Annotated in this window: 20 protein-coding genes and 3 tRNA genes; 4 read left to right on the top strand and 19 right to left on the bottom strand. The window is 28.7% G+C overall.

Going from position 1 to position 17719, the window contains the following annotated elements; translation table 11 throughout:
• Positions 1 to 9: 9 nt before the first annotated feature.
• The 7 genes from ACLUJM_RS00245 to ACLUJM_RS00215 all read right to left on the bottom strand — a co-directional run bounded on the left by ACLUJM_RS00245 (position 10) and on the right by ACLUJM_RS00215 (position 3404).
• Entirely contained in the window at positions 10 to 1140 is a 1131-nt protein-coding gene (locus tag ACLUJM_RS00245) for a DUF6873 family GME fold protein (RefSeq protein ID WP_412411824.1), read from the bottom strand.
• 51 nt (positions 1141 to 1191) lie between these two features.
• A tRNA-Cys gene (locus ACLUJM_RS00240) sits at positions 1192 to 1265 on the bottom strand.
• Between the two features lie 3 nt (positions 1266 to 1268).
• A tRNA-Gly gene (locus ACLUJM_RS00235) sits at positions 1269 to 1343 on the bottom strand.
• A gap of 8 nt (positions 1344 to 1351) precedes the next feature.
• Positions 1352 to 1427, bottom strand: a tRNA-Phe gene (locus tag ACLUJM_RS00230).
• 89 nt (positions 1428 to 1516) lie between these two features.
• Positions 1517 to 2242: a hypothetical protein gene (locus ACLUJM_RS00225; RefSeq protein ID WP_412411823.1), complete on the bottom strand. Its 726-nt coding sequence runs from the start codon at positions 2240 to 2242 to the stop codon at positions 1517 to 1519.
• A gap of 21 nt (positions 2243 to 2263) precedes the next feature.
• The gene (locus ACLUJM_RS00220; RefSeq protein WP_294685317.1) at positions 2264 to 2905 is read right to left on the bottom strand and encodes a zinc dependent phospholipase C family protein; all 642 of its coding nucleotides are present in this window, start codon (positions 2903 to 2905) and stop codon (positions 2264 to 2266) included.
• A 58-nt stretch (positions 2906 to 2963) separates the two neighbouring features.
• Positions 2964 to 3404: a hypothetical protein gene (locus ACLUJM_RS00215; protein ID WP_294685318.1), complete on the bottom strand. Its 441-nt coding sequence runs from the start codon at positions 3402 to 3404 to the stop codon at positions 2964 to 2966.
• An 86-nt stretch (positions 3405 to 3490) separates the two neighbouring features.
• On the opposite strand from ACLUJM_RS00215, the gene ACLUJM_RS00210 reads away from it, so the two are divergent.
• The gene (locus tag ACLUJM_RS00210) at positions 3491 to 4636 is read left to right on the top strand and encodes a nucleotidyltransferase family protein (RefSeq protein WP_412411822.1); all 1146 of its coding nucleotides are present in this window, start codon (positions 3491 to 3493) and stop codon (positions 4634 to 4636) included.
• Positions 4637 to 4658: 22 nt separating this feature from the next.
• Here ACLUJM_RS00210 and map read toward each other — a convergent pair whose 3' ends face one another.
• From map to secG, 4 genes are all read right to left on the bottom strand, one after another.
• Positions 4659 to 5414, bottom strand: coding sequence for a type I methionyl aminopeptidase (gene map / locus ACLUJM_RS00205; protein WP_412411821.1), 756 nt, complete (start codon positions 5412 to 5414; stop codon positions 4659 to 4661).
• Positions 5415 to 5422: 8 nt separating this feature from the next.
• Positions 5423 to 6754 (bottom strand): hemolysin family protein, encoded by a 1332-nt coding sequence (locus tag ACLUJM_RS00200; protein WP_412411820.1) that lies wholly within the window; start codon positions 6752 to 6754, stop codon positions 5423 to 5425.
• Positions 6755 to 6921: 167 nt separating this feature from the next.
• On the bottom strand, positions 6922 to 8934 hold the full coding sequence (locus ACLUJM_RS00195; RefSeq protein WP_412411819.1) for a sodium-translocating pyrophosphatase: 2013 nt from the start codon (positions 8932 to 8934) through the stop codon (positions 6922 to 6924).
• 24 nt (positions 8935 to 8958) lie between these two features.
• Complete coding sequence (secG, locus tag ACLUJM_RS00190) at positions 8959 to 9183, bottom strand: preprotein translocase subunit SecG (RefSeq protein ID WP_002836307.1); 225 nt, start codon at positions 9181 to 9183, stop codon at positions 8959 to 8961.
• A 205-nt stretch (positions 9184 to 9388) separates the two neighbouring features.
• Here secG and ACLUJM_RS00185 point away from each other — a divergent pair, with 205 nt between their 5' ends.
• Positions 9389 to 9934 (top strand): DUF3793 family protein, encoded by a 546-nt coding sequence (locus ACLUJM_RS00185; protein WP_094208538.1) that lies wholly within the window; start codon positions 9389 to 9391, stop codon positions 9932 to 9934.
• A gap of 3 nt (positions 9935 to 9937) precedes the next feature.
• A complete protein-coding gene (locus ACLUJM_RS00180) occupies positions 9938 to 10357 on the top strand; it encodes a flavodoxin (protein WP_094205602.1) in 420 nt (139 codons plus the stop codon).
• 45 nt (positions 10358 to 10402) lie between these two features.
• On the opposite strand, the gene ACLUJM_RS00175 is transcribed toward ACLUJM_RS00180, so the two are convergent.
• From ACLUJM_RS00175 to ACLUJM_RS00150, 6 genes are all read right to left on the bottom strand, one after another.
• Positions 10403 to 10876, bottom strand: a complete 474-nt coding sequence (locus ACLUJM_RS00175; protein WP_035109473.1) for a hypothetical protein — start codon at positions 10874 to 10876, stop codon at positions 10403 to 10405.
• Positions 10877 to 10952: 76 nt separating this feature from the next.
• A complete protein-coding gene (coaD, locus tag ACLUJM_RS00170; RefSeq protein WP_094224630.1) occupies positions 10953 to 11441 on the bottom strand; it encodes a pantetheine-phosphate adenylyltransferase in 489 nt (162 codons plus the stop codon).
• Entirely contained in the window at positions 11434 to 11994 is a 561-nt protein-coding gene (gene rsmD / locus ACLUJM_RS00165; RefSeq protein ID WP_412411818.1) for a 16S rRNA (guanine(966)-N(2))-methyltransferase RsmD, read from the bottom strand. The genes coaD and rsmD overlap by 8 nt, the downstream gene beginning before the upstream one ends.
• Before the next feature lie 8 nt (positions 11995 to 12002).
• A complete protein-coding gene (recG, locus tag ACLUJM_RS00160) occupies positions 12003 to 14039 on the bottom strand; it encodes an ATP-dependent DNA helicase RecG (RefSeq protein WP_412411817.1) in 2037 nt (678 codons plus the stop codon).
• Between the two features lie 89 nt (positions 14040 to 14128).
• Complete coding sequence (locus ACLUJM_RS00155) at positions 14129 to 15754, bottom strand: DAK2 domain-containing protein (RefSeq protein WP_412411816.1); 1626 nt, start codon at positions 15752 to 15754, stop codon at positions 14129 to 14131.
• Positions 15755 to 15762: 8 nt separating this feature from the next.
• Positions 15763 to 16125 carry an Asp23/Gls24 family envelope stress response protein gene (locus ACLUJM_RS00150; protein WP_294685907.1) on the bottom strand — a complete coding sequence of 121 codons (363 nt, stop codon included), beginning with the start codon at positions 16123 to 16125 and terminating at the stop codon, positions 15763 to 15765.
• A 179-nt stretch (positions 16126 to 16304) separates the two neighbouring features.
• On the opposite strand from ACLUJM_RS00150, the gene rpmB reads away from it, so the two are divergent.
• Entirely contained in the window at positions 16305 to 16520 is a 216-nt protein-coding gene (rpmB, locus tag ACLUJM_RS00145; protein ID WP_294685908.1) for a 50S ribosomal protein L28, read from the top strand.
• A gap of 28 nt (positions 16521 to 16548) precedes the next feature.
• Here rpmB and ACLUJM_RS00140 read toward each other — a convergent pair whose 3' ends face one another.
• The gene (locus ACLUJM_RS00140; protein ID WP_294685909.1) at positions 16549 to 17181 is read right to left on the bottom strand and encodes a thiamine diphosphokinase; all 633 of its coding nucleotides are present in this window, start codon (positions 17179 to 17181) and stop codon (positions 16549 to 16551) included.
• On the bottom strand, positions 17178 to 17717 hold the full coding sequence (gene thiT, locus ACLUJM_RS00135) for an energy-coupled thiamine transporter ThiT (protein WP_294685910.1): 540 nt from the start codon (positions 17715 to 17717) through the stop codon (positions 17178 to 17180). The genes ACLUJM_RS00140 and thiT overlap by 4 nt, the downstream gene beginning before the upstream one ends.
• Positions 17718 to 17719 lie beyond the last annotated feature (2 nt).

The raw sequence follows: 17719 nt of genomic DNA, 5'->3' as shown, positions 1-17719 counted from the left end.
GACCTCCTATTAATTAAAGAATATAGACCCACGATCTATAAAATCATCATCTTTTATATAAAAATATTTTATATTTTCTTTTTCTAAAATTCCAATAAGTTTATCTTTAAATTTGTATTTTTCAAGATTTCCATAGAATACAAGTCCAAAATCTCTAGAATACCCACAAGTACCACCAATAAATCCTGTATCATAACCTTCTAATTCTATACCTCCAGAATCTATTAAATAAGCCTTAATATTGTGTTTTTGTACCTTATTAAATATAGATTTATCACAAGTAATCAAAAAATCATTAAAAACAATAGTTGAACATTTAGAATATCCTTGATTTACCTTAATTATTTTATTATTTTTCAAAAGCTTAAGTATAACAGGATCCACAGATTTTTGATTACAAATTAAATGATTTTTAATAGAAAAATTATTTAATAAACAATCTTTTGGATATATGTCGGTTACTTCAAACTCTGTAACATACAAATCTATATAATTTGGAAGATATGCTCTATAATGAGAATACGATTCTTTCGAACAGACATATGTGTTATCATTTATTTTTCTAATTTGCATATCTACATGGTCTCTAATTTTTTTATCTATTTTCTTACTATTGTAGCTGAAAATAATAACGTAATTATTATCTTTTAAAAATTTGATTAAACTATCGTTAGACTTAAAACTAATTATAGCAAATTTGCAATAATTTTCATCGAATAACTCTCTTCTATATTCTAACCTATTGTCTTCGTCCAAATATTCTTTGATAATTTCATCAAAAATATAACCATTAAACTCAAAACTAATTATATCAAATAAATTTGATAGTGCATAATCCATTAAAAACCTAAAAAATTTAAAAAGTATTGATTTATTAATCTTCGTAAAGAAAATTTCATTAACTTTTAATTCTTTTCCTTCACAACAAATAACAAAATATCCAATTAAATCAGATTCATCATAAATTAAGTAATGATTTTTATTAGGTATTTGTTTAGTCATAGATTTTATGATACTGTTTTTATTTCTTGCTACGCTAGAATCAAATTTATTTTGAAATAGACTATTATTTCTTATTTGATATGTAAGTTCCGATACTTCTTCAATATATTCTTCTTTTAATAAATCAACAAAAATCATAATAACTCCTTAAGATATAAAAAAAAGGAAAGTCTATAAAAAACTTTCCTTTGGAGGCGACACCCAGATTTGAACTGGGGGTGAAGGTGTTGCAGACCTCTGCCTTACCACTTGGCTATGTCGCCATATGGAGCGGAAGACGAGACTCGAACTCGCGACCCTCGCCTTGGCAAGGCGATGCTCTACCACTGAGCCACTTCCGCACGCATTTTGGTGCCCAGAGCCGGAATCGAACCAGCGACACAAGGATTTTCAGTCCTTTGCTCTACCGACTGAGCTATCTGGGCTTAATGTATCAAATATTACTTTAATAGTATAAACGATTAAATTAGATTTGTCAAATTTTTTTACAACAATTTAAATTCTTCTTTACAATCTACTTATACCTTTGCAATACTCTGTCATTTAACCCATACCACAATGCATCTTCTATAGAATTATTTAAAACAGTTTTCAATGTCTTAACAATTTTTTTGTACAAATTTTCCAATTGCCACATATTCAAAAAACGCTCTTCCGAAATTACCACACTGTCGTTAATCGATTTAATTACCAATTGTTTATCCATTTTAGTGTTAATACTGAATATTTTATCCTTTAATATATTTTCACAATAATTATCAATTATCGAATCTTGTACTTTAAATGCATTTGATTTGTTTTTTATTGATAAAATCATCTTATTTTTTAAAAACTTTGCACTTCTATTATCTGTATTGTGAAGTAGAATATCAGATTTTTTTATTGTAGATGCCGGAATATGTCTCAATGCGTAGAACTCTAGTTCATCGCAAATATTTTTATTATTAAAACCCTCTGTATAAGCTTGAAGATAGTATGTGAATTCAATCTTATTAATATCCTCTGATATCAAATCAAAAATTGCTCTAATTATATTTTCTCTGTCATTTCTGTATGACAAATGATTATTTAGGACATTATAAATTTTATTAAGAGCATTATATTTTACATAACAAGGTTGTATTTTGTTTTCTTGTTGAACAATATCAAGCATTAAGTATAAAGCTAATAAATCATCTTCAAAAAGAAATTTTTTCTCAAGCTTTTTCTTTAAATTGTTCGTGTTGTAAGCTTTATACATAACTCAAACTCCTAATTATATTTAAAAAACAAATGACTTTTGGTAGTACCTTTCTGTAGAGAATACTTCAATTATTTCAAAAATAAAACAGAAAATAGAATAATTTAGACCGTATGCAAAGTCCAAATCACGTTTCATTTCTGTTGAAGTGTTGTACTCATCTACTATATCTTCAATGTAATTTTTGACCAATGTTTTTAACATAACACACTCATCATTATCTATGTTTACCCTATTTGTTTGGATAGCTTTTTTATCAAATGTATGATTTTGTGATAACTTATTTAAAACTCTTTCATAATTAATATGGTCTTTAAGATGTTCATTACATCTCCATCTTTTTGCATGAGGAAGGCATACATAATCACTTAAATAATGACTGATTACGCCAAGTTTTGTGCTAAGAATTTTATTTTGTAATGAATTTAATCTTGTCAAATCTGTAAATTGAAAAAGATAAATTACTGTGATAATCTCCTTCACGATATAATTTATACTTTCTTCCTTGTAATGGGATATTAGCTTATATTTTGGTAAAATATCTGGACTAACAGCTCCCCATTCTAATTTTTTTATATTCAAATTGATTCCGTATGAATCTTTAATATCTTGATTTATTTCTCTAATAATTCTCTTATGAGTTTCTGGAAAAATATTAATCACTACCTTTCGTCATTAGACATATTATTATTTTAGAGTACTTTTAATTAAAAGTCAATTATTATATTTTGCACATAAAAACAAGAAAATCGCTAATTCTCAATGATTTTTCATCTATTACTTCATTTATTAGATTAACAAATTCACTAGAATATTTTTCTGTTAAAAAAGAATAATCAATGTTTAGTGAATGTATTTCAAATTTTTTCATCTCACAAAAAACATTATAAATCAGATTTTTAAAAATACTTTTATTATTTTTTTTTAAATCATCAGGCAAGTTAGCTAAAATCACATAATCTGATGTGATATTAAATCCAGGAATGATTTTACATTCACCTTTTTCAATTCCGCTTATTTTTGTAAGAGGTTCTAAAATTCTTTCTCCTGCTTTTTCAACCAATTTTTTTGAATTCTCTTCTAGAAGTGAATTTTCGATAAAATATAAAATTGCATCGCTTTGTAGCTCAAAAATATTGCCCTTTACAAATCTTATATCCATAAAATCTACCCCTTTTTATTTACTATATTTCCAATATCAATTATAATACAACATAAGAAAAAAGTATATGAAAGGAATTAATAATTATGAATATAGCTATTGTATGTGAGTATAATCCGTTTCATTTCGGTCACTTATATCAAATTAAACAAATAAAAAACATCTTCCCCCAAGCAAACATAATAGCAATAATGAGCGGCAATGTTGTCCAACGCGGTGAGTTTTCTATTCTAGATAAGTTTTACAAAACAAAGATTGCTCTTGAATACGGTATAGACTGTGTAATTGAAATTCCTTCTGTATTTTCTTTACAATCAGCTGAAAATTTTAGTCGCTATGCCGTTAAAATAATAGACGCTATAAAATGCGATTATATATCTTTTGGAATCGAATCAGAAATTGAAGATCTAATCTCATATAGAGATTTTATTATAGAAAATGAAGATGAAATAAAAAAATACATCATATCTAATAAAAAGAATTCTTATAATAAAAATATAATCGATTACTCTAAGAAAAATTATAGTAATTATTCTAAAGAAATTTTTAAATCCAATAATATTCTTGCATTAGAGTATATGAAAGCTTTAGACAAATTGAAATCCAATTGTAGAATACTGCCAATTAAAAGGGTAAATAGCGAATATAATTCTGAATCCATTGACAATATTTCCTATAGTGCATCTTCTATTAGATATAATTTAAGTTCACTTGATAATTTTAAAGATAATATTCCCAATTTAACCTACCATTACTTAAAAAATTATCCGATTATTTCTAACCAAAAAATTATGGATATACTGTCCTATAAACTATTTGTTGAAAATTCTGAGTTTTATGATATAACAGGATATGAATGCGGCTTAGATAATCTATTAGTAAAAGGCTTTGGTGGATGCTATGATGAGTTTTTTGAAAATATAAAAAATAAAAAATACTCTAAAAATCGCCTTAAAAGATTGATTTTTAATTATATTTTAGACATAAATAAGGATTTTGTTGATTATATATTAATTGAAGATATTGAAGCCATTCGTCTACTTGGCTTTAATAAAAGATTCAATTTATCATCTATAAATAAAAATTGCAAAATTTGTTCTTTAAACAGAGATTTTTTGAAGTTATCCGATAAATACAAACAATTATTCGAATACGATATTAAAGTAAGTAGATTATTATATTCAACAAAAATGGTAAATGATTTCTATGATTTTCCAGTAATAAAAAAATAGAGAAGATATCTTCTCTATTTTTTTATTGACCTTGTTGTTTTGTCAAAATTCTTGGACCATCTTTTGTGATAGCTAGTGTGTGTTCATATTGACATGATTTTTTTCCGTCTATCGTTCTTGCCGTCCAGCCATTATTATCAATTTTTAACTTATGAGTTCCCATGTTTATCATAGGTTCAATGGTCAATACCATTCCTTCTTGCAATCTTAAACCTCTATGTTCCTTTCCGTAATGTAATACCATTGGATCTTCATGCATTCCTCTACCAATTCCATGACCTGTAAATTCGCGAACTACAGAATATCCATTAGATTCAGCAATAGATTGTATCTTTGCTCCTATATCTCCTAATCTATTTCCAATTACAGCTAATTTAATGCCTTCATACAAACATTCTTTAGTAATGGCCATAAGTTTTTGAGTTTCATCGTCAATTTCACCAACTGCATAACTCCAACATGAATCACTCATCCATCCATTAAGCTCAACTACAGTATCTACTTTTAATAAATCTCCAGATTTTAAGATATAGTCGGACGGATATCCATGACATATTTCATCATTTACTGAACAGCAAGTAGCGTAAGGAAATCCTTCGTATCCGATTTGAGCTGGAATTGCTCCTTTACTCCTAATAAACTTTTCGCAAAAATCATTAACTTGCATAGTTGTTAATCCAGGTTTTACATATTCCCTTAGTGCTTCATGCATTCCTGAAATTACATTTCCGGAAATATCCATTTTTTCTATTTCATCTTTATTTTTTATAATAATCATTTAATCACCTATTCAAAAAAGTTCTTTGGCAAAGTAATTTTTACCTTTTTTATTCTCTTATCCTCCACAAAAATAATATTGTATAAGACGTGATTTATATCTATTTTTCTTTTAAATCCATCTTCAGGTATATATCCTAATTGATTTATTAACATTCCACCTAAAGTATCATAATCATCTGAAAGTTCGTCAATTTCTAATCCAATACAAGAATTAATTTCCTTTATTGATGTACTTCCTTTTACTATATAATTAAATTTATCTACTTGAATAATATCAGGAGCTTCGTGATCGTACTCGTCCTCAATATTACCAACAATTTCTTCTATTAAATCTTCCATTGATACAATCCCAGAAAAACCACCATATTCGTCTATTAAGATTGACATGTGAATTCTTTTTTTCTTCATATCTGAAAACACATCATTAATATTTTTAGTTTCAGATATAAAATAAGCAGGTTTCAAAATTTTTCTCAAATCAACATTATTAAAACCATGTTTGTATGCTTCACTCATATAATCTTTAATATATATAATACCTAGAATATTATCAATATCGCCCTCATATATCGGGATTCTTGAAAATTTAAGTTCCATTAACTTATCCAAATAATCCTCAATACAATCCTCAAGATCAATTGCAAAAACCTCTGTCCTTGCAGTCATGATTTCTTCTGCAGTTTTTTCATTGAAATTAATTACCGCATCAATCATGTCTTTTTCATTTGAATTTATAATTCCTTGTTCCTTTCCGACCTCTACCATTGATTTTATTTCTTCAACAGTAATTTTGCTCTCCACATTCAAAGTTTTAATTCCAATTATACTCAGTATAAATTTTGTTGACTTAGAAAGTAAAAAAACAAATGGTTTTAAAATAAAGTAAATAAATTTTACAGCATTAATCGAAAATAACGCAAAAGAATCCGCCACACTCAAAGCAATTCTTTTTGGAATCAATTGTCCAAACAAAATATACAAAAACGATAAAACAATAAGTACAACACACACTGATATCCAATAAGTTAAAGATTTATTTAATCCTAAAAATATCATCTTTTTACTTAAACTTACACTTAAACTAGATGCACATATTGCTGAAGCAACAAATCCAATATAAGTTAATATAACTTGAATAGTAGACAAAAATTTTGTGTGTTTTTCAAATTGTTCTAAAACAGATTTTGCCTTTTCATTTCCGTCATCACTCATAACCCTAAGCTTATTTTTATCACAAGAAACAATTGCTATTTCACTTGCTGAAAAAAAAGCATTAATTACTATAAGTATTAATAAAATAACCAATTCTACAATAAGATTGGGCCCGACTTCGTCCATTTAATCCTCCTAAAATTATACATAATAATATTATACAATAATTTTGAATTAAAATAAAACAAAATTAAACGGAATGTTTTCTGTGATGCACAGATTACATTCCGCTTAAAAAGATTTAATTATATTCGAATTCAACGAACATATCAAATACTTAAAATATTTTACTTCTAGAATAAATTTAGAATTATTCCACCATATTGAGCAATTAATGGTGCAAATACTAATGATACAACTGTCATCAATTTAATTAAAATATTTAATGATGGACCTGAAGTATCTTTGAATGGGTCACCAACGGTATCTCCTACTACAGCTGCTTTATGAGCATCTGATCCTTTACCGCCGTGTTGACCTGATTCAATATATTTCTTAGCATTATCCCATGCTCCACCACTGTTGGACATGAAGATTGCCATCAATACACCTGTTACAAGAGAACCCGCTAAAAGCCCTCCTAATGCTTCTGCACCTAATAAGAATCCCATAACTACAGGACATATTACCGCCAATAAACCTGGAATTATCATTTGTCTAAGAGCAGCTCCTGTAGATATATCTACACATTTTTTATAATCTGGTTGTTGAGTCCCTTCCATAATTCCTGGAAATTCTTTAAATTGTCTTCTAACTTCCACAATCATATCATTCGCAGCTGTTCCTACAGCATCCATAGTAAGTGCTGAGAATAAGAATGGTAACATACCACCAATGAACATACCAGCTACAACTTCTGGGCTTGTTACGTTAATTTGTTTCAAACCTACTACAGCTGTATATGATGCAAACAAAGCTAAAGCTGTCAATGCAGCACTACCTATCGCGAATCCCTTACCAATCGCAGCAGTAGTATTACCAACTGAGTCTAGTTTATCCGTAATATTTCTAACATCTTCAGGTAATTCACACATCTCAGCGATACCACCTGCGTTATCAGCTATTGGACCATAAGCATCAACTGCTATTGTCATTCCACAAGTAGAAAGCATACCAATAGCCGCTACAGCAATACCATATAATCCTTCTGTAGGATTAGTTGCACCATTTGATGCAAAGAAAGAAACTATAATACCTATAGCTATAATAATTATAGGACCAGTAGTTGATTTCATACCTGTAGCCAAACCAGAAATAATATTTGTAGATGAACCTGTTTCAGATTCTTCAGCAATTTTTTGAACTGGTTTTTTGTCTTCAGATGTGTAGTACTCAGTAAATTGTGAAATAATTAATCCAACTAGTATACCTGCAAATACAGAGAAGAAAGCATTATTGCTACCAAGAATAGTTCTTGATAAGAAGAATGATCCAGCTATTGCCAAGATGGAACTAATAATAGTACCTGTATTTAAAGATTTTTGAGGATCTTTTCCTCCTTTAACTGTGAATACACCAATAATAGAAGAAATAACTCCTATTGCTGCTATCGCTATAGCAAACGATACTCCCTTTTCTTCGTGAGCTAATAAACCTAATGTAATACCAGATAAGATACTACCAGCATAAGATTCAAATAAGTCGGCTCCCATACCAGCAACATCCCCTACGTTGTCCCCAACATTATCTGCAATTACTGCAGGGTTTCTAGGGTCATCTTCAGGAATACCAGCTTCAACTTTACCAACCAAGTCTGCTCCAACATCAGCTGCTTTTGTATAGATACCTCCACCAACTCTGGCAAATAAAGCTATAGAAGAAGCACCAAAACTAAATCCAGTAACAACTTCAGCATCTTGGAAAATAATATAAGAAAGAGTTATACCTAAAATTCCTAATCCAACAACGCACATTCCCATTACTGCTCCACCAGAAAATGCTACGTTTAATGCTCCATTCATTCCTTCTTCTTTTGCCGCATTAGCTGTCCTAACGTTTGCCTTTGTTGCAGCTTGCATACCGATGTAACCTGCAAGTACACTAAATATTGCACCAGCTAAAAAACAAATTGCTGTCTTATAATCGATTGCAACACCTAGAATCACACATACTATAACTACAAAAATAATAAGTGCTTTGTACTGGCGAGAAAGATAAGCCATTGCTCCATCGTGAATAAATCCAGATATCTCCCTCATTCTTTCATTACCAGCACCTTTTTTACTTATGCTACTAAATTTTATTGCAGCAAATAATAAAGCGATAATACCTGCTGCAATAGCTAAATAGTAATACATATTGTCCATGATTTACTCCTTTCAACTATTAAATTATTTTATATATGCTAACGCCAAAGCTGAAACCAAGAATATAACTGATGATACAATAACAACTCTGTTAATATAGTTATCCTTAGTTAATCTTCCACCATGTCCACCGACATTAGTTTCGCCTGTTAACGCTGCCATCCCTTCTGATTTAGTTTCTTGACTCATCACTGCAATTATTATTACAATGCTGGCAATAACTAAAATTACTGAAAAAATAGTCTTCATTTATCCACCTCATTTCAATTAAGTTGATATATAAAATATAACATAGACATTCGATATTATCAAGATACTTCATATATCATTATTGCACAAAGTTATTATACCACAAATTTCTTTGAATTTAATTGATAATCAGTATTGATTTATCAGAAATCATGTGCTATACTTATTGTGATATCAATTATCAATACTTATTATAGAGGTGGTTATGTTACAAGACATATTATTAGAACATTGTTATCCCACACTAAGTAATCTCAAATTTGCAAATATGATAAATGTTGATTATACAGATAGCATATTTGAAGACATATTTAAATTAAACGAAAAATTATCAGAATATAATTTTAGCTTAATTATTTTAAAGCAAACTAGAAAAAAGTTGTTGCTGTACTTAATAAATTACAATTTAATAGAAAACTATAATGATAAGAGGCTGCAAAATGCTTTGAAAAGTTATGGTTATCCTGCGGATAATTTTAATAGCAGCATAAATTTTTTAAAGAAAAGATTACTTGAAAATGAATTTCCTCATGAAATCGGATTTTTCTTAGGGTATCCTTACGAGGATGTGCTTGGTTTTATCAATTACAACGGAAAAAATGAATGTATTTCTGGAAAGTGGAAAGTATATTCTGATGTAGAAAAAGCAAAAGATATATTTAAAAAATATGACTATGCTAAGCTCGTAACAAAAAGATTATCATTACAAGGAAATAACTTGTTTGATATAATAAATTATTTTAAGGAGTAAATTATGAATTTATTAATTTTATACTGGTCTCAAACTGGTAACACTGAAAAAATGGCTCAAATTATTAAAGAAGAATGTGAGTCAAAAGGATCTAAAGTCGAAATGGTATTTAGTGATGATTATAAAAACTACGATATAGACAATTTCGATGTCATTGCTTTTGGGTGCCCTGCTATGGGTGATGAAGAACTAGAAGATACTTCATTTGAACCGATGTTTTCTGATTTAGAAAATACATTAAGTGATAAAAAAATTGCTCTCTTTGGTTCTTATGAATGGAACAACGGTGAATGGATGGGTTTTTGGAAAGAAAGATGTTCGAAAAATAATTTAAACGTTATTGATACTGTAATTTGCTATGATACACCAGACGAAAATTCTACTGCTGATATCAAAAAATTCGCAGATAATTTATTAAAATAATACTTAAAAAAGCTTGGTAGTCATCTAAAACTACCAAGCTTTTTATTAACCTTTTAATTCATTTCTGTTTTCTTGTAATTCTTCCAATAGATTGTTCAATTTGTCTTGAGTTGTTTCCAACATTTCATCGATATATTGGATAGATTGACTCTTTAATAGTCTAGCATTGTTTTCAGCTTGAGAAGTAATTTCTTCTGCATTTTTTTGAGCTGCAATAGTAACATCGTGTTCATTTACCATTGTTTCAAATCTGTTTCGAGCTTCTTGGTCTATTTTTTCTGCTTCTTTGTAAGCTTGAGTTCTAATATTTTCAGATTCTCTGTTAGCTTCATCAATAATTCTATTCTTTTCAGCATTAGTCCATTGAGCTTGTTTGATTTCTTCTGGTAAATTTTCTCTCATATCTTTTAAAACTGATAGAAGTTCTTCTCTTTCAACCATAACTTTTTTAGAAAATGGAACTGTTGATGCTTCATCAAGTATGTCTTCCATTTCTTCTATTAACTTAATAATATCCATGTAACCCTCCTGCATTGAGCTAATTATTCTTACAATTATTATAATAAAAATATCAAATTAATTCAAGATAAAGCATTTATTTATCGTTAAATTTATCCTTTATATCTTCAATGATATTTTCAGGAACAAGTTCTGATATATCAGCGCCGTAGGAAGCTATCTCTCTCACTATAGAAGAAGAAAGAAATGCATATTTGCCATCTGCAACTAAAAACAATGTTTCTAATTCATTATTTAATTTCTTATTAGCCAAAGACATTTGCATTTCTGATTCAAAATCACTAACAGCACGTAGTCCCCTTATAATTGTACTACATCCTATTTGTTTTGCAAAATCTACAGTCAATCCTTCAAATTGATGAACTCTTACATTAGATAAATGGCTACAAGATTTTTTAATCATCGAAACTCTTTGTTCAAGAGAAAATGTACTTTTCTTTTGAATGTTTTTTACAACAGCTACATTTACTTCTTCAAAAATTTTTGCACTTCTTTCAATAATATCCATGTGTCCATTCGTAATTGGATCAAAACTTCCTGGATATAATACTTTAGTTTTATTCATTTTCATTCCTCAAAAAATACACATTCTTCTTTTTGCCATATTGTTTTTGTTTTTCAAGTTCCAAATTCCCAAAATAATCTATTGGTAATTCATTTTCAGATTCCAATATTACAAGACAATCTTTGTTTAATAATTCATTGTCTTCAAGCATTTTAATTGCTTCCTCATAATAATTTAATCTTTCATACGGTGGGTCAATAAAAACATAGTCAAATTTTAAATTTTGTCTTTTGATATTTAATAAATTTTTTTTAAAATCACCTTTAAATACTTTCACGAAATCTTGAGATTTTGTATGCTCAATATTGTCATTGATGCATTTAATATTATCATTTGAAGCTTCACTAAATACCACTAAATCGCATCCTCGACTAATAAATTCAATTCCAACAGCTCCACTTCCAGCAAATAAATCTAATGCCTTAGAATTAGGCTTCACTTGAAAAATCACACTGAATATAGCTTCTTTTATTTTTCCTTCTGTTGGCCTAGTAAATCTATCCAAATCGGTATTTAAGTTCATACCTCTCATCTTACCTGAAATAACCTTCATATCTCACCTCAATTAAAAATTACATTTTCTAATAGTTTTTCTTCAAATTTATTAATTTCTTCATTCAAATAGAAATATTCTTTGGTTTTACATAAATCATTTTTGTGTATATATTCGGTAATTAATGCCGCTTTTTCAATCAAATCGTAGTCTTTTTCTAAATCTGCTATGTTTAAAAGCGGGATGCCTGATTGTCTAGTTCCAAGTAAATCACCACTACCTCTCATCATTAAATCTTTTTGTGATAATTCAAATCCACTATTTGTTTTGACCATAATATTCATTCTTTCGATTTGTTCATCCGAATGAGCATTATTAATCAAAATACAATACGATTGATCTGAAGACCTACCAACTCTTCCCCTTAGTTGGTGAAGTTGTGAAAGTCCAAATCTTTCTGCATTATATATAACAATTACATTTGCTTTTTTTACATTAACACCAACTTCAATAACAGTCGTTGAAACTAATATTTTGGTTTTTCCATCTACAAAGTCTTTCATTACTTCTTCTTTCTCAGAAGATTTCATTTTACCGTGTAACATTCCTACTGAAAAATCTGAAAAATATTCATTGTTAAGTCTATTATATAATTCTGTTACATTTTCCAAATCCAAAGTTTCTGATTCTTCTATCAATGGACACACAATATACGCTTGAAATCCATTTTCTATTTGTTTTCTTATAAAAGCCGCTATCCTTTTCTCATAACTAAACCCAACAGAGTATGTTTCAATTATTTTTCGACCTTTAGGCATTTCATTTATCGTTGATATATCCAAATCTCCATAATAAGAAAGTGCTAATGTTCTTGGTATAGGAGTTGCAGTCATTACAAGAACATCTGGATTTTTCCCTTTGTCGGATATTTTCTTCCTTTGACCTACTCCAAACCTATGTTGCTCATCCGTAATTACAAGACCTAAGTTTTTAAAATCTACAAAATCCTGTATAATTGCATGAGTTCCAACTATAACATCAAAATACCCAGATTGTATGCCTTCTAAAACAGAATCTTTTTCTAATTTTGATAAATCAGACTTTAATAAACAAACCTTTAATCCAAACTTCGAGAAATCTTTCGATAAACTTTCGTAATGCTGTGTCGCTAAAATATCTGTGGGAGCCATAAAAGCTGATTGATAACCACTACAATAAGATTTAATAATGGCTGCTTCAGCAACAATTGTCTTTCCACTTCCAACATCACCTTGAATTAATCTATTCATCCTCTTCTTAGATATCATATCTTTTTCAATATCTCTTATAGCATCTAATTGCCCTTTAGTTAGTTCAAATTTCAAAGATTTTATGAATTCATCAACGCTGTTATCAGTATCAAACTTAATATAATTTTGATCATTTATTGAAGTTTTCATAGATTTCATTGCTAATTGCATTATAATAACTTCTTCAAGGACAAGTGCTGTTCTAGCTCTTTTAAATTGAGCATAGTCCAGTGGTTTGTGTATGTTTTTGATGGCATTTCTTTTGTTTTCGATATCATAATTTTTAATCATACTATACGGAATAACACTTTTAACTTCATCTATACAATGTTTCAGAGCAAAATCAATAAATTTAATCATATCGTTATTTGTTATACCTTTTTTTACTTTGTAAATAGGATAGATTATACCAAGTTTACCCCCGAAAGTCTTGCTTAGTATAGGAGATGATATTTTAAATTGATTTTGAACTCTTTGTATCTTTCCATACAAATAATAAGTAGTATTTGGTAAAATTTGATTTCTAATAAAAGGTTGATTAAACCAAGAAACATTGATTTTTGATGTCTCATCGAAAGCAATAGCTGATGTTAAATTTAGATTTTTTCTTAAATACTTAGTAATCGGTTTTGAAATGAACTTAACTTTTATTACACAATTTTCTTCATCACGTGTATCTGTAATATTTTTGATAATTGATCTATTTTCATATCTATAAGGAAAATAATTCAACAAATCATCTACACTAAAAACCCCCATAGAATTTAATACTTCTAATTTTTTCTTACCAATTCCTTTTATTTCTGAAAGTTTCATAACTCACCACACAAAAAAACCTTACAATAAAACATACAAGTAATAGACCGATTATAATCGATCTATTACTTGTAATTATTTGTAAGGAGTTATTCTATTGAGAATACATAATAATACAAAGGTTGAGAGCCTTCAACAACCTCAATATCAATATCCTTATATTCTTCTTCCAAACTATCCTTTAACTTATTTGCTATCATTTCATCACAGCCTTCACCGTAATAAATTGTTATTAAAGAATCATCCTTTTGAATTAATTGTCTCAATAAATCCATTGAAACCTTATTAATATCATTTCCAACGGCTCTTATATTTTTTTGATCTAGTCCAATGATATCATCTTTTTTAACTTTTATATCTGACATATTTAAATCTTTTACAGCAAATGTAACTTCACCAGTTTTTACTGTAGATATAACATCATTAAAAGTATTAAAGTTATCTTCAGCACTAGCTTCTTCGTTGAAAGCTAAAAGTGCAGAGATAGATTGTGGTACCGCCTTTGTTTCTATAACATATACATCCTTGTCAACTATTTGTTTTGCTTGATTAGCGGATAATATAATATTTTTATTATTAGGGAAAACAAATACTGATTTAGCATTTAATTTCTCAATGGCGTTTACTATATCTTCTGTTGAAGGATTCATTGTTTGACCACCTGTAATCACTTCATCTACATTCAACATTTCAAAAACTTTACTGAAGCCTTTTCCACTACTTACAACAACAAAGCCAAAATCTTTTTCCGGTTCTGATGTTTTTTCAAAAGCTTTATTTATTTCTTCTTCAGTGGAGTGCAAGTTTTGATGTTGCAACCTCATATTATCTATTTTGATATCTTTTAAAGCTCCCAATTCCATAGCTATTTCTAGAACTTTTCCAGGATTATTCGTATGAATATGAGTTTTGATTACCCCATCACCTTTTACAACTAATAAACAATCACCAAAATTTTCTAATTTTGATCTATATGAGTTTTCATCTGCATCAGTCATTATGAAAAATTCAGTACAATATCCAAATTCAATTTCTTCATCTGATACTACGTTCGTATTTTCTGTTATTGTTCTAGAAGATTCATCTATTATTGTTTCGGAGATTAATTTTTCATTGTCGTAATTTAATACTCCTTCCAAAAATAACATTAATCCTTGGCCACCAGCATCAACTACATCAGCTTCTTTCAAAACAGGTAACATTTCTTTGGTTTTAAGAAGTGCCTTATTACCTTCTGAAATAATATCTGTCAAAAATTCTTTTACATCTTCATAATTTTGATAGTTTTGTTCAGCAAACTCTCCCATGCATCTCGAAACTGTAAGAATAGTTCCTTCTGTAGGTTTCATTACAGCTTTATATGCAGTTTTATAACTTTCGACAAATCCGTCTCTTAATGCAAATATATTAAATTCTGTATAATCCTTAAATCCATTATAAAAACCTCTCATTATTTGAGAAGTGATAACTCCAGAATTACCTCTAGCTCCCATTAGAGAACCATCACTCATAGCTTTAGCCAAATTTGCAATAGTCAAATCAGCCACATTATTTACTTTAGAAATAGCTGATTTTATTGTTAATGTCATATTAGTACCAGTATCTCCATCAGGCACAGGAAATACATTTAAGCTATTTACAATTTCTCTTTTATTTTCTAAGTTCTTAAATCCCGCTAGAAGGCAATTCTTGAACAGTGTTGCGTCATTTTTCATTGTGCCTCCTATTTTTCTTCGTTTATTCTCATATCTTGAACAAGAACATTAACACATTCAACTTCAAGACCTGTCTTGTTTTCTACACTATATTTAACTGTATCAATAATATTTTGGCAAACTACAGCAATTTTAGTACCATATTCCAAAACAACAGTCAAATCAATTATGATTTTATTGTTTTTTGAGTAAACTTTTACTCCCTTACTCATATTTTCTTTATTGAGTAACATTAAAAATCCATCCGACAAATTTTTATAAGCTAATCCTACAATTCCATAACAAGTCATAGCTGTTTCACTAGCAATAGTTCTAACGATATTATCTGATATTAATATTGAACCATATTCGTTATCAATTTTAGTAGTCATATTACCTCCTATATTGTGATACTCATTAGTTATATTATACTCTTTTAATGTTTAAGATTCTAATTTACATATTAATACTATATTATTATAACATATTTTAGCGTTAAAAGCTTGAAATTCAGTTTTAAAGTATGCTATAATATCAAGAGACATTTGAAAAAGAACCAGGAGGTGTAATTATGTCCAAAAAATGTGAAATTTGTGGTAAATCAAGAAGTTTCGGAAATAATAGATCATTTTCTTTAAGATCTTCAAATAGAAGCTGGGCTCCTAACATTAGAAAAGTAAGAGCTTTAGTTGATGGAAAGCCAAAAAGAATCAATGTATGCACTAGATGCTTAAGATCAGGTTTAGTTGAGAGACCTCAATTCATCAAAACAACAGAAGAAGAATAAAATTAAGAGTCGAGATTTCGACTCTTTTTTAATCTCTAGAATCAATTAAAAGGCCATACCCCTCTAATAATTCTATATATGCTTTTTTATCTTTAATTTTATTGCTTATAGTCAATGTCGAGCAGAAATCCACATCTAATAAATCACTGTCGTATTCAAATCCATCTAATTTCAATTTCATTCCATTATTCGATAATACAATAATAGAAATATAATCGTATTTCATAACACATTCGACACTCTTGCCTAAGAATTTAATTATATTGTTGTTTCCTACAAATATAAGTTCAATCCCATTATCAAAGCATTTTTTTGAATAAATTAGATTTGAAATAGTATGATCCAATCTGGTTCCAGTAGCACCAAATGCATAAATTTTTGTGCAGTTTTTTTCAATCAAAATGTTTATTGCCGCTTCAAAATCAGTAAAATCCTTCTTGCAATTATATTCTTGAAAAATCTTATCATTTTTCTCTAAGAAGTTTTTGTCCTCTACTTTTATCGAATCAAAATCTCCTATTGCAAAATCAAAATCTTTGTTGTAGGTAGTAAAATATTTCGTACCACCATCGACAGCAATTTTTATATCAGATTTTTCATAATACTCTTCAAATATGTTTTTATCGGATAATTCCCCTGCACAGCAAATTAAACCAATCATTTTTTACTTACCTTAGATACAGGTTTAATTAAAATCAATATTACTACTATAGCAATAATTCCATTAGGAACTATATAAGTTATATTATACAAGAATGATCCTAACAATGCTGGTATATCCTTAGGAAGAGTATCTTTAAAAAAGACATAACCACTTAATATTGCAGCCACACCTCTCATTAAAACTGCAAATATACATGCTAAAATCATTTTAAAATTAATTTTACCACTTAATGTATCTTTATTACATCCTAATCCTGATAGTCCAAGCGCCATATAAGCAACTGGATAATCAAGCAAATATTGTACAGGATGAATAACATAAGAATCAACAAAACTATCTAAAATCCCATACATTAATCCAATTATAATTCCAGGCTTCAATCCCCATCTAAGTCCAAACAATAAAATAGGAACATATCCAGCCAAAGAAATAGATCCTCCCCTTGGCATCTTAAAAATAACAATACTATTTAATACAGCTGTAAGAGCCAATGTTATAGCTCCTTCAACCATAAACTTCAAATTTTTATTCAATT

Source organism: Finegoldia sp., from assembly GCF_046991905.1.
Lineage (GTDB): Bacteria > Bacillota > Clostridia > Tissierellales > Peptoniphilaceae > Finegoldia.
Note: the sequence above shows the minus strand (reverse complement) of the source record. Positions and strands in the feature narration are given on the sequence as shown.